This window comes from Pseudomonas sp. LW8, assembly GCF_041956865.1.
GTDB classification, from domain to species: domain Bacteria; phylum Pseudomonadota; class Gammaproteobacteria; order Pseudomonadales; family Pseudomonadaceae; genus Aquipseudomonas; species Aquipseudomonas siliginis.
Window position 1 is genome coordinate 4,642,662 of sequence record NZ_CP168138.1, and the last position, 22,011, is coordinate 4,664,672.

At 53.3% G+C, this 22,011-nt stretch carries 21 protein-coding genes and 1 pseudogene; 10 read left to right on the plus strand and 12 right to left on the minus strand.

Annotated features, from left to right (window positions below; all coding sequences use genetic code 11):
* Window positions 1-187: 187 nt before the first annotated feature.
* Entirely contained in the window at window positions 188-1,030 is an 843-nt protein-coding gene (locus AB9L16_RS20900) for a chromosome segregation protein SMC (protein ID WP_375123780.1), read from the plus strand.
* 314 nt (window positions 1,031-1,344) lie between these two features.
* Window positions 1,345-1,710 carry a histone-like nucleoid-structuring protein, MvaT/MvaU family gene (locus AB9L16_RS20905; RefSeq protein ID WP_375122652.1) on the plus strand — a complete coding sequence of 122 codons (366 nt, stop codon included), beginning with the start codon at window positions 1,345-1,347 and terminating at the stop codon, window positions 1,708-1,710.
* 230 nt (window positions 1,711-1,940) lie between these two features.
* Here the strand turns inward: AB9L16_RS20905 and AB9L16_RS20910 are convergent, their stop codons facing one another.
* Together AB9L16_RS20910 and AB9L16_RS20915 are read right to left on the minus strand one after the other, a co-directional pair.
* Complete coding sequence (locus tag AB9L16_RS20910; protein WP_375122653.1) at window positions 1,941-2,726, minus strand: HEPN domain-containing protein; 786 nt, start codon at window positions 2,724-2,726, stop codon at window positions 1,941-1,943.
* On the minus strand, window positions 2,726-3,814 hold the full coding sequence (locus AB9L16_RS20915; protein ID WP_375122654.1) for a DUF262 domain-containing protein: 1,089 nt from the start codon (window positions 3,812-3,814) through the stop codon (window positions 2,726-2,728). The genes AB9L16_RS20910 and AB9L16_RS20915 overlap by 1 nt, the downstream gene beginning before the upstream one ends.
* Before the next feature lie 154 nt (window positions 3,815-3,968).
* Here AB9L16_RS20915 and AB9L16_RS20920 point away from each other — a divergent pair, with 154 nt between their 5' ends.
* On the plus strand, window positions 3,969-7,109 hold the full coding sequence (locus AB9L16_RS20920) for a hypothetical protein (RefSeq protein ID WP_375122656.1): 3,141 nt from the start codon (window positions 3,969-3,971) through the stop codon (window positions 7,107-7,109).
* Between the two features lie 759 nt (window positions 7,110-7,868).
* Window positions 7,869-9,548 carry an ATP-dependent endonuclease gene (locus tag AB9L16_RS20925; RefSeq protein WP_375122657.1) on the plus strand — a complete coding sequence of 560 codons (1,680 nt, stop codon included), beginning with the start codon at window positions 7,869-7,871 and terminating at the stop codon, window positions 9,546-9,548.
* 339 nt (window positions 9,549-9,887) lie between these two features.
* On the opposite strand, the gene AB9L16_RS20930 is transcribed toward AB9L16_RS20925, so the two are convergent.
* Together AB9L16_RS20930 and AB9L16_RS20935 are read right to left on the minus strand one after the other, a co-directional pair.
* Entirely contained in the window at window positions 9,888-10,244 is a 357-nt protein-coding gene (locus AB9L16_RS20930) for a hypothetical protein (RefSeq protein ID WP_236249004.1), read from the minus strand.
* A 171-nt stretch (window positions 10,245-10,415) separates the two neighbouring features.
* Window positions 10,416-10,634 carry a DUF6429 family protein gene (locus AB9L16_RS20935; protein ID WP_236708192.1) on the minus strand — a complete coding sequence of 73 codons (219 nt, stop codon included), beginning with the start codon at window positions 10,632-10,634 and terminating at the stop codon, window positions 10,416-10,418.
* 221 nt (window positions 10,635-10,855) lie between these two features.
* On the opposite strand from AB9L16_RS20935, the gene AB9L16_RS20940 reads away from it, so the two are divergent.
* Complete coding sequence (locus tag AB9L16_RS20940; RefSeq protein ID WP_016773313.1) at window positions 10,856-11,185, plus strand: hypothetical protein; 330 nt, start codon at window positions 10,856-10,858, stop codon at window positions 11,183-11,185.
* Window positions 11,186-11,220: 35 nt separating this feature from the next.
* Here the strand turns inward: AB9L16_RS20940 and AB9L16_RS20945 are convergent, their stop codons facing one another.
* Entirely contained in the window at window positions 11,221-11,970 is a 750-nt protein-coding gene (locus AB9L16_RS20945) for a hypothetical protein (RefSeq protein WP_056790170.1), read from the minus strand.
* 115 nt (window positions 11,971-12,085) lie between these two features.
* On the opposite strand from AB9L16_RS20945, the gene AB9L16_RS20950 reads away from it, so the two are divergent.
* The 3 genes from AB9L16_RS20950 (at window position 12,086) to AB9L16_RS20960 (ending at window position 15,277) form a co-directional block, all read left to right on the plus strand.
* Window positions 12,086-12,451 carry a hypothetical protein gene (locus AB9L16_RS20950; protein ID WP_016773311.1) on the plus strand — a complete coding sequence of 122 codons (366 nt, stop codon included), beginning with the start codon at window positions 12,086-12,088 and terminating at the stop codon, window positions 12,449-12,451.
* A gap of 100 nt (window positions 12,452-12,551) precedes the next feature.
* The gene (locus AB9L16_RS20955; protein WP_056790172.1) at window positions 12,552-13,286 is read left to right on the plus strand and encodes a hypothetical protein; all 735 of its coding nucleotides are present in this window, start codon (window positions 12,552-12,554) and stop codon (window positions 13,284-13,286) included.
* A gap of 71 nt (window positions 13,287-13,357) precedes the next feature.
* A complete protein-coding gene (locus AB9L16_RS20960) occupies window positions 13,358-15,277 on the plus strand; it encodes an alkaline phosphatase D family protein (protein ID WP_375122659.1) in 1,920 nt (639 codons plus the stop codon).
* A 123-nt stretch (window positions 15,278-15,400) separates the two neighbouring features.
* Here AB9L16_RS20960 and AB9L16_RS20965 read toward each other — a convergent pair whose 3' ends face one another.
* Complete coding sequence (locus AB9L16_RS20965) at window positions 15,401-16,573, minus strand: aspartate aminotransferase family protein (protein ID WP_375122660.1); 1,173 nt, start codon at window positions 16,571-16,573, stop codon at window positions 15,401-15,403.
* Window positions 16,574-16,675: 102 nt separating this feature from the next.
* Here AB9L16_RS20965 and AB9L16_RS20970 point away from each other — a divergent pair, with 102 nt between their 5' ends.
* A complete protein-coding gene (locus AB9L16_RS20970; RefSeq protein ID WP_122507822.1) occupies window positions 16,676-17,602 on the plus strand; it encodes a LysR family transcriptional regulator in 927 nt (308 codons plus the stop codon).
* Window positions 17,603-17,736: 134 nt separating this feature from the next.
* Window positions 17,737-18,438 carry a hypothetical protein gene (locus AB9L16_RS20975; protein WP_016773307.1) on the plus strand — a complete coding sequence of 234 codons (702 nt, stop codon included), beginning with the start codon at window positions 17,737-17,739 and terminating at the stop codon, window positions 18,436-18,438.
* Between the two features lie 263 nt (window positions 18,439-18,701).
* On the opposite strand, the gene AB9L16_RS20980 is transcribed toward AB9L16_RS20975, so the two are convergent.
* The 6 genes and pseudogenes from AB9L16_RS20980 to cyoC form a co-directional block, all read right to left on the minus strand.
* Window positions 18,702-19,193: a RidA family protein gene (locus tag AB9L16_RS20980; protein ID WP_016773306.1), complete on the minus strand. Its 492-nt coding sequence runs from the start codon at window positions 19,191-19,193 to the stop codon at window positions 18,702-18,704.
* Between the two features lie 187 nt (window positions 19,194-19,380).
* Window positions 19,381-19,695 carry a DNA-binding transcriptional regulator gene (locus AB9L16_RS20985; RefSeq protein WP_041479944.1) on the minus strand — a complete coding sequence of 105 codons (315 nt, stop codon included), beginning with the start codon at window positions 19,693-19,695 and terminating at the stop codon, window positions 19,381-19,383.
* Window positions 19,692-20,036, minus strand: a pseudogene (locus AB9L16_RS20990) (toxin). The gene AB9L16_RS20985 and the pseudogene AB9L16_RS20990 overlap by 4 nt, the downstream one beginning before the upstream one ends.
* A gap of 115 nt (window positions 20,037-20,151) precedes the next feature.
* Window positions 20,152-21,039: a heme o synthase gene (gene cyoE / locus AB9L16_RS20995; protein WP_016773305.1), complete on the minus strand. Its 888-nt coding sequence runs from the start codon at window positions 21,037-21,039 to the stop codon at window positions 20,152-20,154.
* Between the two features lie 10 nt (window positions 21,040-21,049).
* Window positions 21,050-21,385 carry a cytochrome o ubiquinol oxidase subunit IV gene (gene cyoD, locus AB9L16_RS21000; protein WP_011335842.1) on the minus strand — a complete coding sequence of 112 codons (336 nt, stop codon included), beginning with the start codon at window positions 21,383-21,385 and terminating at the stop codon, window positions 21,050-21,052.
* Window positions 21,385-22,008, minus strand: a complete 624-nt coding sequence (cyoC, locus tag AB9L16_RS21005; protein ID WP_016773303.1) for a cytochrome o ubiquinol oxidase subunit III — start codon at window positions 22,006-22,008, stop codon at window positions 21,385-21,387. The genes cyoD and cyoC overlap by 1 nt, the downstream gene beginning before the upstream one ends.
* Between the last annotated feature and the right edge of the window lie 3 nt (window positions 22,009-22,011).

A 22,011-nucleotide genomic window follows, 5' to 3' on the forward strand; every position in this document is an offset into this window, starting at 1 on the left:
TATTCCTGGCCTCGCCAGCCGCTCATTCAACCCAAACCCAATTTTTGAAGGAACAAGACAGATGAACGAATTCCAAGCTTCTACCGAACAACACGAACTGCTGGCCGGCCGAGAGACCGCCGGGCTAGCACATCCGGTTTCGGACAGCACTGCCGCGACCGGTCATTGCGAAAAGAAGCAACGGTTGATCGATGAGATCAACCAACTGACCGCCCAACGTGATAAACACCTGAACGACGCTGAACAGCACTACGCCAAGATGGCGCCTTTGGAGGAGCTATTGGAAGGCGATGGGATCATCGAGGAGGACCGGCTGACCGAAATCCGCAAGGAGCACAGCAGCCTGAAACTCCCATACGACTCCAATAAGCACCATGCCTGGCTGCTCGATGCGAAGATCACTCGCCGCGAGAAGCTGCTCAATCATGAAACCCTGATGGCGGGTTACACCGAGTCGATGGCGAACTGGAAAGCCGATGAGCTAGAGCTCAACGAAAAACGCGACAGCCTCAGCACCCGCTTGGCGCAAATCCAGCAGCAAGCGGAAGAGGACATGACCAAGGCCCGGCAAGCCGAAACCGATGCCGCCACCGCTTATGCGCAGGCAGTGGCTTGGGGCGATACCGAGGGCGAAAAGAACGCCAATGCCGATGCGCAGAAGGCCGCGAAAAACCTGGCGACGGCGACCGAACACAATCGTCGCCAACACCTGATCATCACTGCGTTGGAACAGGAGCTGGCCATCGTTGACCAGCACATTGCCGAAGCGCAAAGGGAATACAGTTCGACCCTAGAAACCGCGATGTACCTTGCCCGCACTGTGCTTGAAGAACAGTGGAACGAACAAGCGCAAGCGCTGATGGAGTTGGGCGGCAAGCTGTGGGCTACCGAAGGGATGCTTGGAGGCGAACACCTCAGCCTGATGAAGCTGGTACTTCCAAAAGAAGGCGAAGACTTCCACAGCTGGAACTGGCGCGAACTGTTGGAGCTATCCCGCCAGTACAGCGTGCAAGACATCCTTTCACTGTAGCTCGCTGATCCACCGAAACAGCCTACGCAGGTAGGCTGTTCAAACCTCCACAGGCTCCAAAATGATTATTCAAATAGACCTCAGAAATCATCCCAACTGGAAAGACCTACTGAAAGCACGGATAGGCTCCTTAAAGGAAATGCTGGAATTCGTGGACAAACCTCGCATAAAAACGAAAGTCGAGAATCTCACCGTAAAATTGATCAAGGCTGAAATCCTCAGCATTCGAGAGTATCTGAAATTGTCAGAATAGCGCTGAACTTGTTAGCCGCACGAACATTCAAAAGATCATCAAATAACCATAGGAAACAATCATGTCCAAACTTGCCGAATACCGTCAGCTGGAAAAACACCTCGCCGATCAACTCCAAGCACTGGAGACGATGAAGAGCGACGGCGCGCTGAAAAAAGAGATCGAGTTCGAGACCAAGCTGCGCGAGCTACTGAATCAGTACGGTTTCAGCCTCAAGCACATCATCAACCTGCTGGATCCACAGAGCACAAAGCGCGCCCCAATGCCGGCGGCGGCACCTGGCAAGCGCAAGCCTAGAGAGCTGAAGGTTTACAAGAACCCGCACAATGGTGAGGTGGTTGAAACTAAAGGCGGTAATCACAAAACCCTAAAAGAATGGAAAACCAAGCACGGAGCCGACGAGGTTGAAAGCTGGATGAAGAAGTAAGATCGCTTCATCTGAAAAAGGGCCCTATCGGGCTCTTTTTATGAACCATATCTTATTATGATACGAGTCAATACATAAAAACATCTACGGCAAGACTTCAGCGACGTGCTTTATTCGGAGTAACCATCTAAAAATTTGACAACAAACAAAAGCATCAGAAACAATATAAATTTCGCCGACCAATCAAGAAAAAAACACTCGACTATAGGCCAACACCATACAAAAAACCACTATCCATTCAAACTCTCAATCATTATTGCGATCAAGGCATACTGGAGAAGCTCCACTATGACCCGGCGCCTTTCAAGCTCAGATATATCATCGTTATTATCAAATTCATTACCATGCGCGACCAAATGTCTTTTAGCGTTTATCTGATCAACAAACTCCTCCCATAACGTTTTCTTCGAAGTTTTCTTTTTCTCTATTCCCAGCCCTAAACCCTCTATCTTATAAGGGTAAATTTCAGACCCCGTTACAACGAGATTTTTGAGGAGAGCAGACTTCTCCCTAGCCTCAGGAACTGAAGAAGAAAAAATGACGTCCAATTCCGACTCATGCAAATAATCAAATACTTTGGTAATACCAAAATTCTCAAAAGCAGTAATCAATACAGAAGATGATGGATTCTTATTTCGAGAATAGAAAAACGGCTCATGTGAAATTTTACTGTTCAAATCATCAAATTTAGAAATAAGGGTTTCTATTTTTTTATTATAAGACTTTGAATCTCCATCTACTGGAGCCCCTATATACTTAACGCAATACGTACGCTTAACAGCGTTAGGAAGCATCACAAAACTATCACTTCTGTTTAAGTCTGCAACGACATTTTTTATCAAATCTTTCGTAAAGCCCTCTAAGTGAGCCACAATCAGAACCGTAGTAGATCTGCAAATTGCATTATAGAATGCAGCATCTTCAGTTTTAAGTTCTTTTGCCCTACTAATTAACGTATCAATCTCGGCCCACTTGGAGTCGAGACTTAAAGTAAAGTCCTGTAAAAACGTTGACATTATGATAACGCGCCCAAGGTTTTTTGAATCCGGACATGAATTTTTGAAACATCGTTTACACTCCCTTCTACCGAATCAAAAAAACTGGCATCAGAGAACAGTTTTACGAATTTTTTATGGGACCCTGGCTTTATTTCTTTAACGCGAGAAAAATAATAACTCACCGCATCAAAAACGGCTGCATTGAAAGACGACATCTCTTGAGGAATGGCCTTGCCTGCCTGCAACCTGTATTTCGCGAAGGGCTTATCTCCAAAATGCTCATCAATATTTTTCATTGACGAAACGAAATTCGCCTTCATTTTTTTTAACTCAGAAACCCCTAACTTATTAAACTCCTCCATCTTCAGCGTTAAAAACCTTTTAAACTGCCCCTTATAGTCTTTATATCCATCCTGATAACTGATTGCAAAATATCGCAACACAAGCTCTTCATCTTCCATTTTTTCCAAACGCTTAGACTTTGCCGTTAGATTTGCAGCCTTAACAAAATGCTCATTTTTTGCTAATTCTTTGATCAGATCCTTAAAAGGCCCTCTGCAGGTAGCGTTGCGCAACTCTTGCGCCTCTAACTTTACCGAACCACTGTTCAAGCGTTCAAATATATCAAACTTGACCTGAGTATCTACCGTTGAGTCGATTCGAAGACAGCGAATTGTACGCTCCTCTAACCGCCTTGTGAGAAAAGGGGGCAAATCCTTATAAGACGCTCCATTTAGTTCAGAAAGCACCTCAAGCCCCTTGAGACTGTATTTAGCTTCAAAATAGTTGTAGATTGCTGTAAGACGCTGCTGCCCATCAATTACCGAATACCTTGCAGCCTCTTCTTCCACCTCATCATCAACATCGACGTCTTGAGATATATATATTATCGGAATCGGTATATTCAGAACCAAGCTCTCAATCAACCGTGACGAGTATTCGTCCGACCACCGATGGTTTCGTTGATAGTCGGGATTCAACTTGATAATTCCCTTCTTTATTTTCTTTACCAGCGTCTCTAAATCATACTCAATTGTTTGAGTTTTAACCGTTCGCTCTTTTGCTTTTTGTTGAATAGCATCGAGACTGGCTTTAAGTAGTGACATATAACTTCCATACCAACAATTATAGTAGGCGCCTTATCCCCTCAGCAGGCAGATAAGTCGCCAGTTGAATTCACAGATCGTAGCACATACGCGGTTCGAGCGAAGATTGTCCCAGCGCTTCAAAGGAGGTAGTGTTCGAGGCAAGACGAGCAGAATGGAAGTGGCGGTACTGATGGAGTTTATCGATAAGCAGATAGCGCCGCCAAAATCATGGGAAAAATTCGAGGACCTGATACGCGCCTTATACGCCGCTGCTTGGGAAGCACCTCTAACCCAAAAAAATGGGCGAACTGGCCAGAAGCAACAGGGCGTTGACGTCTTCGGAACACCCAGTACCAAGCCAGGTGAAGTCTTTGGCGTGCAGTGCAAAGGTAAAAACGGGGCGTATGGATCGAAGGCATCAATCGAGGAATTTGAATCAGAACTTGCCAAGGCAGAAAGCTTCAAGCCTCCGCTGTCACACTGGACGTTTGCTACCACTGCCCCAAACGATGGCCCTCTTCAGGAATACGCACGCATCCTTTCTGAGCGACGTCACAAAGCTGGGCGATTTCCAGTCGTTGCAATCGGCTGGGAGACCATCCAAGCGTTGATGTCCAGTCACCCAAAAGTGATAGAAGAGTTTTACCCGGAGCATGCGAATCATTTATCGCAAATAATCGCAATGTTGCGTGCAATGCTAGGCGTGGACCAGCTGGATCAATCCCGTCGGCACATTGGTTTCGATGTAGATCAAACAGTAGCTGCCGCGAGTACGACGGTTTGGTCCGAAGTACAATTTGAAACAGCACGGGATTTAGGTCCGGCGTTGATGGGCCGATCACTCGGTCCTGCGGATGTCGTCGCTTGCCCAGAGCTGCCTGAGGTTGGGAGTCTTATCGCAGATCTTGAACGTGCTGGTTCCGCTCGACTCTCAGGGGTGCCGGGAGCAGGAAAATCGATCTGCATTCTTCAAACTGCCCGAAAACTAAGAGCGCGCGGATGGCGGGTCCTACGATTGGCTGATCCCGCGAATAGCGTGAGGCTTTTTGATGATAGTAGCTCATTACCAACCTTGTATTTAATTGATGATGCCCATTTAACCCGTCCGGCGCTGTTACGCGAACTAGAAGAGCACGCAACGGCATCCCGATGGATACTTAGCGCGCACACTGTCTCGGACGATCAAGGAGGGTCTCCCGGTGCAATTCAACTCGATACTAAACGTGCCGTACGAGTAATTGCAGAGGGGCTAAAGTCAAATCCAGAAGCGACACTTTCAGCGGTACGCCGGGCTGATGATCGAGTGGGTGATCGACCAGGAGAGGAGCCGCTTAGCCAACGCCTTGAACATGCTGCGGAACAGTCACAATTTCCTTGGCAGTTCTGCTTCATATTGGGAGGAGGCTGGAGGCGTTCTAGTTCGATAGCGAGTTCAGCCCGTGCGGCCGGCGCGGATCTAATTCTTGCAGCATTAGCTATTCAACAGTTAGCCTCCCGAGATGCCCGATGCACTCATGATATGTTAATTACCCTGCTCGGCGACGAGAGTTCCAACCAAAATACCGTTGCTGCAGTTAAATGGTTGGTTTCCCAACGGGTGTTGATTGCTCACACTGATCTCCGGTGTCCCCATCAACGTCTCGCGAGCGTACTCCTTCAGCGTATTCTCGACGGCCAGTCGGATGAAGGCCGGAAAATCATTGCCAAAATACTTGAACGGGTGCTCCGCGACGAAGGAACGTCGATGGCAGGCATCAGTGTGTTACTCAGAGAATTGGCGCACTCTGGCGAATTCCGTCAGTGGACCAAGCTAGTCAAAGCCGAGTGGCTTTTGCCCATACTTAAGCGTTGCTGGACCGCCGCCACTCCTGTTGAAATTCTCCACGCCTGTTGGGTACTTAACAGCTTAAATGGATATTTGGCGAATGATATTTTTGACATTTCTGACCACAGAGCGATTTTAGCAGGTTGGATCGAGGCGGCCCCCAAAGGCGCCTGCTATGCGCTCGGCTGGGTGATTAATGATATCTTTAACACTCAGCCGAAACTTGGTGAAGAAATAGTCGAACTTGTTAACCCGTCTAAACTAGCCCTTTTGATGAATACCGCAGATGCTATGCATGCTGGTGAAATAGCCAATCTGATTTCTATGATACGGGCTGGGAACAATCACACATGGAAAACCAAATATCTAGAAAACATTGACCAAAATGCATGCCACCGTAAAGTCTCTTGTTGGCCTCAGAACGCTTATTTATCTGTAGCGGCAGATTTTTGTGAACACTTCTGCTATTTTGCTCCTGAGTTCGGTTTCACACTCATCGAATCTCTTATTCCCGCTATATCTGATCGACTCCGCGCTAACCCCCAACAAGAATTCCATGAAATAAATGATATTGTTTGGAATTCTTTACGACTTTACGACCCCTTATGCATATACATCGGCAAGCGCGCACCAACTAGACGAATGCGACAGGTAGGCAGAAAAATTTGCTCCTGTTGGCAACCGGTAGATTTAGCAGCCAAATTATCATGCACTACTGATCGATACTTTCAGTCCGCTGCGGGATTACTCAGCTTTTTGAAAGAAGCCGCACCGAAGCGTTTTGAGCAAACCGTACTGGCTCTAGACTGGCAATCGATCGACAAAAATATTGGTGCAAACTGGGCTCATGATATTGGTGATGCAAGAATGCTTTTGGGTATCGCTTACTCCGTACCGGCAGTTCGCCCAGCACTTGAATCGATGATAGAACGCAACGGGGCCAATATTATTACCATGTCGACCCAGGTAGCCGCATTAGCTCCAGCTAGCGCCGTGCGACACTTATCGGACGGTAAGCTTATTGCGCTCTGCCCGTGGGGCCATGTCGACTGGAAGTTGGGGTCACTATTATTAGCACGACTTGAAAAAAATAGTCCGACATTACTCAAGGCGCTGTTAGAGCCAAATTATGATGGCATCGCGAAAGCCCTATCGCAAGCCAGCCCCACCTTTTATAACGATGGGCTGCTGTTATTATGCTTAATAGCCCAAATAGGGCCCAACGGCCTGGAACCAGTGTTGGACCGAATTGATATCAATACCGCAGAACGCGGTTGGCAAAGCGCGTTACGAGGAATCGCGAACAATGGTGAGCGCGGAGCGAAGGCACAGGCGAGACAGGTGGTAAGTTTACTAATCCACTATGCGCTAAAGAGGAAGGACGCAGTCGGTGCTCTTGCTCAACGTTTGCGAGAGAGCTTTCCTCGTCAATCAGTTCCGTCAATCAGAACCCTTGAGCATATAGACCTTACAATTAGTGCTGACTAAATCGATAGCATTCTTCACTGAATCGACTAATAAATTAAAATTTCTGTAACACGGAAAACGCCTGTAACACTCGGCCGTGCAGTTAATAAAAATTGTGTTACGCAAAAAAACATCAATAAAATCAACAAGTTAACGCAACCTGTAACGTCCGTAACAGCTGTAACACGCCTAAATTGAAGACCCCGCTCCCCGTGGTAAGGCCACCATCAGCGATTGGTAGATAGTCTCGCAGCGATACTGCTTTCTTAAGCAGAAAACCACGGGGGCCCCTGTAGTGTTTGCCTGCACACGGGGTCGGAAACCCGCCGGACTTTGTTAGCGGACAGATGCCCAGCTTAGTGAACAGGTGAACCGGGTGAACACTCAGTTCACCAGTGCATTTGCATAAGAGGTTTGGAGGTCGCCGGGGACCCTGGGCATTTCTGAATGACACGGGGCATAAAACCCGCGGGATCTTGGTAGGGGCTGACTTTTTTACATTGGTTGACAGGTTGACTCGGTTGACGGCTCAGGGCGTGCGGAATCAGCAACACAAAAGACCATCGTTACCGAAGCAGTAACGATGGTCATTTTTCAACCAAATGCTTTCGATTTCAATGACTGAAATTTCAGTAAGCTGGGAGAACTCCCACTAACAAGAACCCGCGGGTTTCCGACCCCGTGTATGCTGATACCCTTCAGGGTCCCCGGCGCAATCTGTCGACACCAGATAACAAGCAACACAACTCACGCCTAATCGAGCTAATAAGGACATCAAGTATGGCAACTATTCATCTCAAAGAACTCGAATTTGAAGGGAACATAACAGTAACCTTAGATAACGATAGTATTTTGGTAATTATAGGACCTAACAACACTGGAAAAAGCGCAACACTGAACTCGATTAGAAGCCGCATTCGACAGGAAATTCCGCTCCCCTCAGCGTTAAGAACCTTGAAATTAAAGAGAGCCCCTGACTTAGAAGGGCTGAAAGAGGAACTATCAGCGCACAGAGATATGAATGGAAGCTACTCTGTTCCAGGCCTCGGCTTCCATGAAAACAACCTGTCTATTTGGTGGAATGAAAATAATGAATCGGTAGGTCCTTATTTTTCACAACAAGCGATTTCGGATCTCACAACTAGATCACGACTTGCCGATTGCGATCCTCAGCCGGCATTCGACAGCAGAGTTGAGAACAGCGCGAACCACCCGTTTCAACACATGTATAGAGATCCAGACCTTGAAGCGGCAGTTTCAGAGGTGTTTCATAGAGCATTCAAGCGTGACCTTATAGTTCATCGCGCGGCGGGCAACACTATCCCAGTTTATACTGGAGAACGTCCAACGATGGCCCCAGGAGAGGATAGGATTAGTAGAAGCTATTTAGAGCGCCTAGAGAAGCTTGACAGACTTGAAACCCAAGGCGATGGTGTTCGAAGCTTCGTATCTATAGTTGCGAGAGTAATGACAGAAAAGAGGATGATTCAACTAATTGATGAACCAGAAGCGTTTCTTCACCCACCCCAGGCAAAATTACTGTCTGAGAGCATTGCGGAATTGAGCGTCAGCCGCCAAACAATAATCGCGACACACAGCAGTCTGGTGCTGCAGGGGCTGTTGAATAGACACTCAGAGAGAGTTTCTGTAATCAGGCTTGCGCGTCCTAACAACAGTCCGATCGCTTCTTACTTAGAGTCTGCTCAAGTAGTTGAACTGTGGCGCGACCCAATTCTGCGCTTCAGCAATATTCTAGACGGCCTGTTTCACGAAGGAGTAATCATCACCGAGGCTGATGCAGACTGTCGCTTTTACGAAGCGTTGATAAATGCGTCAACAGAGAAGAAGTCTCGCCCTGATATTCATTATACCTACAGTGGGGGAAAGGACAGATTACCTACCGTAATCAGCGCCCTCATAAAACTAGATGTGCCAGTAGCGACAATTGTTGACTTTGATGCGCTAAACAACATCCAGCCACTACGCCGGATAGTTGAAGCACATCTGGGTGATTGGGCGACTATTGAGTACGACTGGAAAACTGTTAAAACAGCAGTTGAAGACAAAGCGGTATTTTTAAGTGGTGACAAATACAAAGGCGAAGTCACCGCCCAGTTGAAGAGGTATGGACCTGGAGAAGTCGTACCAAAGGAAGTTCTACGAGAGATAAAAAAACTCACACGCCAGGCATCACCTTGGGATCGCGTTAAAGACTCGGGGGTAGCCGCCATTTCCGCAGGTGAGCCGACGCTAGCGATTCAACGCTTGCTGAAATCGCTTAGCTCATTAGGAATATTCGTAGCTCCCAACGGTGAAATGGAAGGTTTCTGTCGATCAGTAGGTGGTCATGGACCACGCTGGGTCGAAGCGATCCTTCAGAGAGATGTCGCGACGGATGAGGAGTTGGCATCAGCTCGTGCATTTGTAGGGCAAATCATTACGTTCCTGAAGGCCGACTGATATTCCGTCTCTTGGCAGGGGAGATCGGACTTGGCAAACTATCCTTTGCCTAGAAGCAGTGACCACTATTCTGTATCCCTATTTGTATCCCTTGTACGGAAAACTCCTTGAACACCATGTAAAATATGGGAGAAGCGAGTCTCCCTCGGGGCACCAACACAGAGAAAAAGGTCTTGCGAAAGCAGGGCCTTTTTTTTCGTCTGGCGGAAAGTGGTTGGTGCAATGCCGGCCACTAAAGCCCCGCCCGACGATTGAGCTTGAAGCGACCTGAATCACCGCATAGGTGAAACAAAAGGTGACTTTTACCATCGAGGAATACCAAACCGCATGCAACCGTCCTCATAGCCTAGAGGCTATCTCCTTCCACATGTAGTCATAGTTGTACTCCAACCAACGCACCAACAATCTGTCGTACTGCCTGCGAAACCAATTGCGCCGTCGCGCCGCGAGCCTCTCCTCTATCTCGGTTCTGAGCCAATCAGGGTCAAACCCAGTCCATACAGTGGCCAGAACTGCAGCAATGTTTGTGAAACACACTGGTGCTACTTCTGAGTAAAAAATCTTGTAGAGCACCGCTGGATCAACGCCCTTGAGCTGACGAACGACGTAGTCGTAATCAGTGGGGAAATGATTGAAAGGCTCTGATAACGCATCTCTGACCCTAGTCAGTTGTGGTTCATTCAGAAGATGTCCCAATGCAAAAATCCTCCGATTCCTTATCCAGTAACTCGCTGCCGTTTCGCCTGCAGAACTGCGTGTAACCGCACCAACGACAATCGTATGCATATCCCCATGGCGAGCCATGGCCAAAACTGACGTCATCTTGCCGAGCAACAGCTCAAGTCCAGAATCGGGCGCTTGCCCAACCTATTCCTTAGCCCCAAACATCCGCTCAGCAATCTCCCGCCCCCGCTCCATCCCTTCCTTCGTCAACCATATCGACTTGTTCCTGTTCACCGGATTACTGATCAAACCCTGTTCGTGCAAGCGGTTCATGATTTCGAAGTCATAGCCCTTCCACGCATTGCCGTCGTCGGAGCTATAGGCAGCCAGGAGAGCAAGGACGGCGTCGTCGATCAGTTTCATGTCGTATTCCATGATGGTCACTCCGCTGATGTTCAGTGTTTGTAATCAAAGCGTCGTATCAAAGTGGATGTCAATGCTGCGCGAGCTTGTAGGTTTTAGATGCCCGATTGCTGGTTGCCTCGACTGCGATCCCCGCCCGTATAATCACGCCCGCACGGCAAACCTCCTCTGGCGTTTTGCGCATTGGTTTCAAGCCTTCCACTTCACTGACAGACATCCCCATGGAAACCTCACTGGAAACCGTCGCCCTCTTCTCCCTCAAACTTGCCTACGAAGAAGAGGGCCTGAGCCCGATCCTGCGCGATGACATGGTCATGGGCGATTATCAGAAAGACGTTTTCGAGTTACTGGTGAAACGCGGCGATGTCGAGGCCATTCAGTTCAAGATGAACGAATGCCTGAACCTGGCGCTGGATGCTTTGGGTGGGGTCGAGAAGCCCTTGGGGCGGGAGTTGCGCAAGTTGTCGGCGGAGTTGGCTCAGGCGCGGTCGGTGGAGCAGCTGGGGCAGCCGCTGCTCGCACTGAAGGGGTATCTGCGCGACATTCTTTGAGTGCCGCGCTACAGCCATGCCGGTATCTCTCCTGATCAGCGACGTGCTTTAAGCACTCGAATATCTGTTGGGAAGCCGTCAGCGCCCACCAGTTTTTTCCAGCCCATGTATTGAAATTCGCCATTGGGATCAATGTAGTCGCCCTTCTCTGGCTGCCCTCCGCCAACTATCGCAACACGCTTCACTTCGCCACAGCCGCCATCCGACGGTCGCACTGTGTAGATCACATACGGCTTCACGTATTGCGTGGCGCGGAAGTATTGGCCGCAGATTTCGTCGACGGTGATGAGCATGGTTTTCAGACGGGCTTCGCCGTCAGTGTCTTCGTGCAGTTTCAGGAAGGAGATGTCGCCGACGTCGCTGTAGCCGAGGGAACGGGCGCGTTGATAGGCGGGGGAGTTCTGGTGCGCAATTCGGCCCTCCTCCACACCGCGTTGCATTTGCGCGGCGAACTCGGCTTTGCCTTGGGCCAGGGTTGCCTCGGCATGGGCCGCGACGTTTTCGCAGTGGGCATACTCGCTGGAGTCGAGGTGTTGCGGTAGCAGGTTAAGGCGGCGCTCGTTCATGGAGGCGAGGCTGTCTTGCAGGCCGGACGTTAGTGCATAGGCAGCGGAGACGCGGCCGCTCTGGACGTCGGCGATTGTCTCCTGCATCCGCTGGCAATTGGCGAGGTAGTAATCCCAGCTGGCTTGCGGGTGTTCTTTCGCGAAGCAGAAGGCTGGGGTAATGGAGACGGCAAGGGTGAGAGCGCCGAGCAGTTGCAGCAAACGGGTTGTGGAAAACATGGGTAGTCCATTACAGAGAAGGCATGGCGCGACGCTACTATTTTGCTATCGTTCCGTCCACTCTCAACAGGCGAACAAGTTGTCGCCTCTGTCTCGTGGCAAGGAAAGAAATCCGATGGATGCTGTGTTGTGTTTAGTGGTCATGGCGGCAATGTGGTTCTGGGTGGTGCGACAGCGCGGGCACTGGAATCTGTTGTTGGCAAACCTTGCCGGAGCGGGCAGCGCTGTGGTGGCGGGCATTGTCTTCACACTGCTTTATGACGGGCTGTTCGGCACCACCATGGCAGCGCCGGGACTGCATAACAGCCTGGTGGTGTTCATGACCAGCGCGGGCGTTCTGGCGGGTGTGTGGTTGTGGATCGCCAAGCGTCGACAGCCGGCGCATCCGGTTGCACGTCAACTGCTCGCGGGCGCCTGTGGCGTTGCCGCCGGCATGGTCACGTTGATTTTTCTGGCGGCGAATTATTTTCCGCAACCGTAGCCGGACGGCGCGTCTATTTTGCTATCTTGCCGCGCATCGTCGGTGCTCGCTGATCGTCTCGCGCCGCGCTTGGATTGTTGAAAGGTAAGGAAAGGATCAAATGGAGTTTTTGCGTTTTCTGGCGTTCGTCGCTGTCTGGGGTTTCATGTGGCGCTGGGTGGTGAAGAACCGCGGCAGCTGGAATATTTTCTACGGCAACATCGTTGGCGCGGCGGGTGGGTTCATTGTCGGGCTGGTGATGTTGTCGATCACCTTTTCGCTGTTTCCTTCGTCGTTCGATCACGAGGCGCAGGCGCAAAACACGCCAGTCGTCGAGTCGACCTCTGTGTTGCCTGAAGCCGAGGCAGTCACGCCCGTCACCGAGCTGAAAGATGCGCCGGTTTTTGCTGCCATCGAAGCGGACGACAAGCCTTCCCCGCCGGACTCCGCACTGTTGCCGAATAACGTCAGCCGGGCGCCGAAATCAATGGCGGTACAAACGGTGCTGAATCAAAGCGACTACGAGGGTCGCATGGCCCTCGCCGCGCTGAACAAGAAGTTGCGCGGCGACACACAGGCCGACAAGTCGATGATCGCGTATGTCATGTGCAGCCCGTTTGTCACCAGCACCCTGCGTTATCCCGCTTCGGCGCGTTTTGCTGACAGCAAAGCGCTGGTCAGTCATCGCTACAAGGATCAGGTCTACAGCTTCAGCAACAGCGTCACTGCGCGCAACATGAATGGCGACGATGTCACCTACCGTTTCGATTGCTCCGTGCAGGAATTGCCACGGGTTGATGCGACGGCTGGGGAGTGGCGTCTGCTGGCGCTGAAACTGCAAAAAGCCGACTCTTAAGGCTGATTTAAGGGATCAGGGCGCCGGCTGCGCTATCATCGCCGGCCTGTGCGCCTTGAACTTTGCCCTCAATGTTTTCAACACCTGATGACCTGATCTCGCTGCCTCCTGTACTGGCCGGTCCGTTGCTGCGGCGGCTGGAGCCGACGCGCGTGGTGCTGTGGCTGGTGGGCTCGCGTGAACTGTCGCTGACCTTGCGCCTGCAAGGTGTAGGAGATATTCCGCTCGACTCGCAGAAATGCACGGTCATTGCCGTAGGCCGTCATGCGTTCGTGCATCTGATAGACGTTCAGCTTGAAAGCGCCCTGCCCTGCGACACGTTTATCGCTTACGACCTGCTGATCGACGACGCCATTGGTATGGCTGAGTGGGCGCCTCATCTGCTTTACCCTGGTGCCAGCTGCGCGAACCTCGTAGTGCGTTCGCGGATCGACCAATTGCTCCACGGCTCCTGCCGCAAGCCGCATCATCCGGCAACCGACGGTTTGCTCTGCGTCGATCAATTGCTGGCCGACGAAGCCGATGCTCAACACCGTCCGGCGCTGCTGATGATGAGCGGTGATCAGGTGTATGCCGACGACGTTGCCGGGCCGATGCTGCGGGCGATTCATGCCCTGATCGAGCGTCTGGGTCTGTTCGATGAGCACCTTGACGGTGCCGTGGTCAGCGACAGCGCCAAGCTCTACCAACACCCGGCCAGCTACTACCACCGTGCGGATTTGTTACCGGCGCTAGAGAGCAACGAGACCTTGCGCGAGCGATTTTTCGGTGGCGCGCGTAAGCCGATTTTCACCAGCAGCAGTGCCGACAATCACCTGGTGACGTTCGCCGAAGTCATGGCCATGTACATGCTGGTGTGGTCGCCGACGCCGTGGTCGCTGATCAATCCGAACGCGCCGACGCTGACGCCGGAACGCCGCAAGCGCTACCACCTTGAGCAGACGCGCATTGATGCCTTCAAGGCGGGCCTGGGCAATGTCGCGCGGGCGCTGGCGCATCTGCCGAGCCTGATGATTTTCGATGATCACGACATCACCGATGACTGGAATCTTTCTGCGCAGTGGGAGGAAACCGCCTACGGCCATCCGTTCTCCAAACGCATCATCGGCAACGCGCTGATTGCTTATCTGTTGTGTCAGGGCTGGGGCAACAATCCTGATGCCTTCAAGGACGTGCTGGAGCAGACCGCGCAACTGAGCGCCAGCGGTGACGACGGCTATCTGGACATGCCGGTGCAGGACGATCTGATTGATCAGTTGCTGCGTTTTCAGCAGTGGCATTTTGTGTTGCCGAGCAGTCCGGCACTGGTGGTGATAGATACGCGCACCCGGCGCTGGCGCAGCGAGATGGCCCTCAAGCAACCGTCGGGCCTGCTCGACTGGGAAGCCTTGAGCGAACTGCAACAGGAACTGCTCGATCACCCTTCGGCAATCATCGTGTCGCCGGCGCCGATCTTTGGCGTGAAGCTGATTGAAACCGTGCAGAAAGTGTTCAGCTGGTGCGGTTATCCGCTGCTGGTCGACGCGGAAAACTGGATGGCCCATCGCGGCGCGGCGCAGGTGATACTGAACATTTTCCGACACTCGCGCACACCGGGGAACTACGTGGTGCTGTCCGGCGATGTGCATTATTCCTTCGTCTACGAAGTCCTGATCCGCCACCGCAAGGCCGGCCCACGGATCTGGCAGATCACCAGCAGCGGCATCAAGAACGAATTCCCGCCAACGCTGCTGGAATGGTTCGACCGCCTCAACCGCTGGCTCTACTCACCACGCTCACCGTTGAACTGGTTCACCAAACGCCGCCTGATGCGCATCGTCCCGTACACGCCGGAACATGCCGAGGCCGGGGAACGGCTGTGGAATTCGGCAGGGATCGGACAGGTGTTTTTCAATGAACAGGGGCAGCCGAGCGAGATTGTTCAGCACAACTCGAATGGGGCGGAGAAGACGAGGATGCTGGCGCCGGAGTTTGCAAATGCGCCGGACTAAAGCCATGCGCTGATCTGTGGGAGCGAGCCTGCTCGCGAAGGCGCAATTTCAGTCGACACCTACTGTGAATAGTCGACCGCTTTCGCGAGCAGGCTCGCTCCCACAGGGTTTTGCGCAGACCAATCAATGTGCGGCCAGAGCCCGCCCAACCCCTCTGACAATCATCCCCACCTCGCGCTCATCAATCGTCAGCGGCGGGAGCAACCTGATGGTCTTGCCACGAGTCACGTTGATCAACAAGCCGTGATCCCGCGCAGCGATCAGCGTCAGGTCGCGCACCGGTTGTTTCAGTTCGATACCGATCATGAGGCCCTGCCCCCGGATTGCCAGCACGTTCGGGTTGTCTGCCAATTCGGCGCGCAAGCGTTCCAGCAGCCGTGCGCCCTGCACCCGCGCATTCGCCAGCAGGCCTTGTTCTTCGATGATGTCCAGCACCGTGCAGCCGACCCGGCAGGCCAGTGGATTGCCGCCGAAAGTGCTGCCATGGCTGCCCGGGGTGAACAGGTCGGCCGCGCGGCCACGGGCCAGGCAGGCGCCGATCGGCACGCCATTGCCCAAGCCTTTGGCCAGGGTCATGACATCGGGCACGATGCCTTCGTGCTGAAAGGCGAACCACTGCCCGGTGCGGCCGATGCCGGTCTGGATTTCATCGAGCATCAGCAGCCACGCGTGGCGATTGCACAGGTCGCGCAGGGCCTTGAGATAACCCGGCGGTGCGATTTGTACGCCGCTTTCGCCCTGGATCGGTTCGACCAGAATCGCCACGATGCGCGCGCCGTGTTTGCGCTGTATTTGCTCCAGCGCCGGGAGATCGCCGAACGGCACTTTGACGAAGTCCCCTGGCAGTTCGTTGAAGCCCAGCCGCACTGCCGGGCCATCGCTGGCGGACAAGGTGCCAAGGGTGCGGCCATGAAACGCGTTGGCCATGACCACCACCAGCGGCTGCTCGATGCCTTTGCGCCAGCCGTAAAGGCGCGCCAGTTTCAGTGCCGTCTCGTTCGCTTCGGCGCCGGAGTTGTTGAAGAACGCGCGCTCCATCCCCGACAACGCCGTCAGCCGTTTGGCCAGTTGTAGTTGCCAGTCGATGCTGTATAGGTTGGAGGTGTGCAACAGCAATCCCGCTTGCTCGCTGATCGCCGCAACGATGCGCGGATGCGAGTGGCCGACATTGGTCACTGCCACACCGGCAACGGCATCCAGATATTCGCGCCCCGCCTGATCCCACAGACGCGTGCCCAGGCCCTTGGTGAAACTCAGGGCCAGTGGTTGGTAGGTGTTCATCAGGGCGGCGGTCATGACGTGAAACTCCATTGCAGGTCGGTGTTTTTGCAGTATGGTTAGCCACCTGAGCTGGATAAACTCGGAAAAACTTCAATCATTTAAAAGCCGAGCTTGATAATGGACTTGTTTCAGTCGATGGGCGTCTACGTCAAAGTGGTCGAAACCGGGAGCATGACGGCCGCCGCTGCGAAGTGCGAAATGTCGACGACGATGGTGGGCAATCATCTGCGCGCGCTGGAGCAACGGCTCGGCGTGCAACTGCTGCAACGCACCACGCGCCGCCAGCGCCTGACCGAATTCGGCAGCGTCTATTATCAGCGCTGCCTGGAAGTGCTCGGCCTGGTGGCCGACTCCGAACGCCTTGCTGAACAAGCGTCGGACGAGCCGCGCGGTTTGCTTCGTATCACCGCGCCGCTGACCTTCGGCGTTGAACGACTCACCCCGGCTCTCAGCGAATATTCCTTGCTTTATCCACAGGTGAAGCTCGACGTGGTGCTGACCAACAGCCGCCCGGATCTGCTGGAGAACGGCCTCGATGTCGCATTCCGCCTGGGCAATTTCGACCAATCCAACCTGATCGCCCGGCCCTTGATCGACTACACCCTGACGGTCTGCGCCTCCCCCGAATACATCGCGCGGCGCGGCATGCCGCACACGCCACAGGATTTGCAGCAACACGATTGCCTGTCCTTCGCCTACCCGGCTGGGGATGACTGGCAATCGGTGGAAAAACGCTGGCGTCTGAGCGGCCCGGAAGGTGAAGTCCTCGTCGACGTCAGCGGGCCGATGCTGATCAACAGCTCCGCCGGTCTGCACCAGGCGGCGCGCAACGGCATGGGCATCATGATGCTGCCCGACGCGCTGGTGGAGCAGGATCTGCGCGACGGCAAACTGGTCAGGGTAATGACGGACTACCAACCGCCAAGCAGGCCGATGCATCTGTTGTATGCGCAGGATCGCTATCGATTGCCGAAGCTGAGACGCTTTGTCGAGTTTGCGATGCGTACGTGGGGGAAACCCGCTGACGCCATGCTCGGAAAATAACGCACGCCGGGAAAAATCCCGACCACCAGACCGTTGCTCCGTGACAACGCCGCCCCGCTCCCCTAAATTAGTCGGCCTGAAAAAGACCTCGTGCTTTCTCGCCTCAACTCAAGTTAAAAAGTAGTGAAATTTCAATGTCCGATTTCAACACCGCTGAATCCGTAGTCACCCAGTCGTCCAAAGCGGAATACGAAAACTCCATCAATCTTTCACAACACCTGCCTCAAGCCAAAATCATCAGCGAGATGGTCCTGGACGCGTTCCAGTCGACCCGCGAAAGCGACCAGATCCGCGAATTGCGTGCGGCGATCCGTCAGGCGCATGACAGTTTTGATGACGACAAGGCGTACGAGCTGATGGGCGAACTCAAGCGCCTGAAAGACGCTGAGGCAGCCGATATTGCCGCGCTGGAAGACCTGAGCAGCAAGTTCTCGATCGGACGCATTCTGTCCAGCTTCAAGGACGATCCGGCATTCCAGGAAATCGTTTATGGTCTGGCGCTGAAAGTGCTGAATCAGACCCATCAGGCGATCAGCAATCCGAGCGGCGGCAAGAGCAAAGCTGCGAAGAAGAAAGAAGTGGAAATCTTCACCATCAGCAAGGACGGCGCCAGCGTGACCCTGCCAATGCGCACGCCGCGTTCGCGCCTGAATGTTGACCGTGAGGCACTGGAATTCCTCGGTTTCACTTTCGTGGGTGAAGGCGATGAAGCCGAGCTGGAAAGCGAAACCTTCGTCGATAACGCCGGTACCGAACAGGCGGTGAACCGCAAGAACATCATCACCGCGCTGCAGCAGCAGACGGCGTTTGACGGGTACAGCATCGCGGCGCAGTAATAGCGCAGCCGCTGTACGAAAAAGCCCCGCACTGAGATTCAGGCGGGGCTTTTTGTTGTCCGGCTTGTGATTCGTGAGGAGGCGAAAATCCTCGCCCCTCACCCCAGCCCTCTCCCGAGGGAGAGGGAGCCGACTTGTGTGATTTTCAAACCTGAGTTCGGCTCGGTATTTCAGGTCGGCGTATATCTTGAGAGCCCCTCAGTCAGTCCCTTCTCCCTCCGGGAGAGGGTTAGGGTGAGGGCAAACCGCTACCCCCCCCCCCCTCAAGCCGAAGGATGCAACGCCGCAATCATGTCCACTTCAATCGCCGCATTCTTCGGCAACTGATACACGCCGATGGTCGTGCGCGTATGCCGTCCGGCATCGCCCAGCACATGGCTGAACACATCCGAAGCGCCGTTGGCCACTTCGCTCAGGTCGACGAAGTCGGCGGTCGATTTCACATACACCGTGACCCGCAACAACGCACGAATCTTGTCCAGTGAACCCACCGCATCGACGATCAGCGCCAGGCAACGCATCGCGCTGATGCTTGCGGCGGCTTGCGCATCCTTGAGGTTCAATTCCAGCCCCACGCGACCGGGATAGAGGATCTTGCCATTGACCCGCGGCACCATGCCGCTGATGTAGAGCTCGTCGTGATGACGGATCAGCGGCGCGTAATTGCCACCGGCGGTGTTCTCGCCATAGATGTCGTAGTTGAGTTCTTCGGCCAGGGCGATAAAACGCTCATCGCAGGTCATCCGTTCGGTCATTGCGCCCAGCCTTTTGATCAATGCACGGGTTAGGACAGTCGAGCACCGAAGGATGGCTTGGAGCTACTACTGTCGAGGTTGGATCCAAATCTATGGCGTTTGCCTAAGTTGTGCAACCAGCGTAGATGGAACAAAAGGCCCTAAACCTTTCGGATGCCCCGGACCACAAGCTGGTCTTCAGCGGCGCTCAAACAGTGTTCAAGCGCTCAACCATATCTGGAAATTTTTCAACCAGTCGTATCAATAAGGCTGCTTGAGCATTGGGCTTCGACTTTTCCTGCTCCCAATTTCGAAGGGTGTTTGGACTTGTCCTGATTCGACTGGCAAAAACAGCTTGAGACATATGCAGTTTTTCTCGAAGAGCAACAATTTCCTGTGCGCCCACTTCAGGTACAGGCTTGTCCTCAAGCACTGTATTGCGCAGTGTGATCTTGCCCTCGCGTTGAGCCGCCATCTCATCAACGCCCTGCATTAACTCTGCAAACAGGTCGCGTTTTTTCATGGGGTACCTCGTTTTTTCAACTCTTTATCAATGGCTGTCCTGAGTGCCCTCTCTTGCTCGGCAGTCAGCTTCTAAAGCTCATCTTTGTCGTAAATGGCGAACATCCAGAACTGACCATCATTCATAAGACAATAGTAGAGAACCCGCAAGCCGCCTCGTCTTCCCTTGCCACGGCGAGAGTCAGCCCAGCGCAGCTTACGGAAGCCACCCGTTCGAGGCATTACATCGCCCGCAAGCGGATTGCTCTGAAGGTAGTTCTGCAATGTTCGATATTCGTCGTCCGTCAGATAGCGGCCAACGCTTTTGGTAAATATCGTTGTTTCAAAAAAGATTGTTCGCATAGCCAAACTATAAGCAGCTTGACTATAGACAGCCTATCAACAAATCGCTGCTCGAATAAACAAAAAACCCCGCACATCTCTCAACGTGCGGGGTTTTTCCTGAAGCTTGCAAACCTTACGGCGCGTACGTCAGCAACAGCTCTGTCGGCACCTTGAAGTCCAGGGACATCATGACGCTCAACGCAGTGATGGTGAAGATCGAGAACACGAACAGCTTGCGTGCCCAGACGGTGTCATCGACTGCCTTGTAGCCGGTCCAGGCCATGTACAGCCAGTACATGCCCATGGCGGCGGCGACGGCTAGGTAGCTCATGCCGGCGTAGCCGCTGAAGGTCAGCATCAAGGTCGCCACGAGGAACGCCAGGATGTAGAGCAGGATGTGCTTCTTCGCCACTTGAATGCCGCGTTTCACTGGCAGCACCGGAATCGATGCGGCCAGGTAATCATTGAAACGGAAAATCGCGATGGCGTAGGAATGCGGCATCTGCCACAGGCTGAACATCACCAGCAGGGTCAGTGCGGCCATGTCGAAGCTGTTGGTCACGGCAACGTAACCGATCACTGGCGGCATGGCGCCCGACAGACTGCCCACCAGCGTGCCGTGAACCGACTTGCGCTTGAGGTACAGGCTGTAGAAGCCGACGTAGATGATGAAGCCGATTACTGCGAACAAGGCAGCCAACGGGTTGGCCACCTTGTACAACAAGGCAACGCCGAGAACACCCAGAATGGTCGCGTAAACCAGGGCCAGTTTCAGGGAGATGAGGCCCTGGACCAGCACACGGTTCTTGGTGCGTTCCATCTTCAGGTCGATGTCGCGGTCGATGCAGTTGTTGAACACGCAACCGGAGGCCACGACCAGGGAAGTACCGATCATGGCGGCCAGAAACACCGCCAGATCGACATGCCCTTTCGAGGCCAGGAAGAACCCGCCTGCCACAGAAAGCACGTTACCGAAAATGATCCCCGGTTTGGTGATTTGGATAAAGTGCTTGAGCGACATCGGGTCTACCTCACTTCGCCATCATGTACGTGTGGATGCTGAACATGATCCACAGCGACAGGCCAACCAGCAGCACGATCACAATCGCCGTAAAGACGAATGCGATCACGTTGTTACGCTGTGCAATGGAACGGTCCAGGTGCAGGAAGTAATACAGGTGAACGATTACCTGGATCACTGCGAACAGCAGAACGATTGCCAGCGTCGTCGACTTCGGCAGGGTCGGGTACATCACCAGACCGAACGGAATGACGGTCAGGATTACCGACAGGATGAAGCCGATGGCGTACGACTTGACGCTGCCGTGGCCAGCATCGTGGCTGTCATGGGAGTGTGCATTAGCCATTACAGAGTCCCCATCAGGTAAACAACGGTGAAGACGCAAATCCAGACCACGTCCAGGAAGTGCCAGAACAGGCTCAGGCAGCTCAGACGGGTCTTGTTGGTCGACGTCAGGCCATGCTTGTTGACCTGATACATCATGATGCCCATCCAGATCAGACCGGCCGAAACGTGCAGACCGTGGGTGCCGACCAGGGTGAAGAACGCCGACAGGAAGCCCGAACGGCTAGGACCGAAGCCCTCGGAGATCAGCAGGTGGAACTCGTTGATCTCCATGGCGATGAAGCCCGCGCCGAGCAGGAAGGTCATGAACAACCAGCCCAGGACCGCCTGCTTCTTGCCCTTGTACAACGCCAGCATGGCGAAGCCGTAGGTGATCGAACTGAACAACAGCAGAGCGGTTTCGCCCAGCACGTAAGGCAGTTCGAAGATGTCGTGGCCCGACGGGCCACCGGCAACGTTGTTTACCAGTACTGCGTACACCGCGAAGATCGACGCAAACAGAATGCAGTCGGTCATCAGGTAGAGCCAGAAACCGTATACGGTCATCTCGCCCGAGTCGTGGTGATGGTCATCGTGCCCATGGTCACCATGGGCGTGTCCAACATTGGTCACTAAGTTCGACATGGT

What these genes read in the sequence shown, in the direction of transcription:
- cyoC (WP_016773303.1), bottom strand. Translation starts at nt 22,008, where the DNA reads ATGTCGAACTTAGTGACCAATGTTGGACACGCCCATGGTGACCATGGG.
- AB9L16_RS20940 (WP_016773313.1), top strand. Translation starts at nt 10,856, where the DNA reads ATGGAAACCTCACTGGAAACCGTCGCCCTCTTCTCCCTCAAACTTGCC.
- AB9L16_RS20980 (WP_016773306.1), bottom strand. Translation starts at nt 19,193, where the DNA reads ATGACCGAACGGATGACCTGCGATGAGCGTTTTATCGCCCTGGCCGAA.
- AB9L16_RS20950 (WP_016773311.1), top strand. Translation starts at nt 12,086, where the DNA reads ATGGATGCTGTGTTGTGTTTAGTGGTCATGGCGGCAATGTGGTTCTGG.
- AB9L16_RS20920 (WP_375122656.1), top strand. Translation starts at nt 3,969, where the DNA reads ATGGAAGTGGCGGTACTGATGGAGTTTATCGATAAGCAGATAGCGCCG.
- cyoD (WP_011335842.1), bottom strand. Translation starts at nt 21,385, where the DNA reads ATGGCTAATGCACACTCCCATGACAGCCACGATGCTGGCCACGGCAGC.
- AB9L16_RS20970 (WP_122507822.1), top strand. Translation starts at nt 16,676, where the DNA reads ATGGACTTGTTTCAGTCGATGGGCGTCTACGTCAAAGTGGTCGAAACC.
- AB9L16_RS20965 (WP_375122660.1), bottom strand. Translation starts at nt 16,573, where the DNA reads ATGACCGCCGCCCTGATGAACACCTACCAACCACTGGCCCTGAGTTTC.
- AB9L16_RS20910 (WP_375122653.1), bottom strand. Translation starts at nt 2,726, where the DNA reads ATGTCAACGTTTTTACAGGACTTTACTTTAAGTCTCGACTCCAAGTGG.
- AB9L16_RS20915 (WP_375122654.1), bottom strand. Translation starts at nt 3,814, where the DNA reads ATGTCACTACTTAAAGCCAGTCTCGATGCTATTCAACAAAAAGCAAAA.
- AB9L16_RS20925 (WP_375122657.1), top strand. Translation starts at nt 7,869, where the DNA reads ATGGCAACTATTCATCTCAAAGAACTCGAATTTGAAGGGAACATAACA.
- AB9L16_RS20945 (WP_056790170.1), bottom strand. Translation starts at nt 11,970, where the DNA reads ATGTTTTCCACAACCCGTTTGCTGCAACTGCTCGGCGCTCTCACCCTT.
- AB9L16_RS20975 (WP_016773307.1), top strand. Translation starts at nt 17,737, where the DNA reads ATGTCCGATTTCAACACCGCTGAATCCGTAGTCACCCAGTCGTCCAAA.
- AB9L16_RS20935 (WP_236708192.1), bottom strand. Translation starts at nt 10,634, where the DNA reads ATGAAACTGATCGACGACGCCGTCCTTGCTCTCCTGGCTGCCTATAGC.
- AB9L16_RS20905 (WP_375122652.1), top strand. Translation starts at nt 1,345, where the DNA reads ATGTCCAAACTTGCCGAATACCGTCAGCTGGAAAAACACCTCGCCGAT.
- AB9L16_RS20985 (WP_041479944.1), bottom strand. Translation starts at nt 19,695, where the DNA reads ATGAAAAAACGCGACCTGTTTGCAGAGTTAATGCAGGGCGTTGATGAG.
- AB9L16_RS20955 (WP_056790172.1), top strand. Translation starts at nt 12,552, where the DNA reads ATGGAGTTTTTGCGTTTTCTGGCGTTCGTCGCTGTCTGGGGTTTCATG.
- AB9L16_RS20960 (WP_375122659.1), top strand. Translation starts at nt 13,358, where the DNA reads ATGTTTTCAACACCTGATGACCTGATCTCGCTGCCTCCTGTACTGGCC.
- cyoE (WP_016773305.1), bottom strand. Translation starts at nt 21,039, where the DNA reads ATGTCGCTCAAGCACTTTATCCAAATCACCAAACCGGGGATCATTTTC.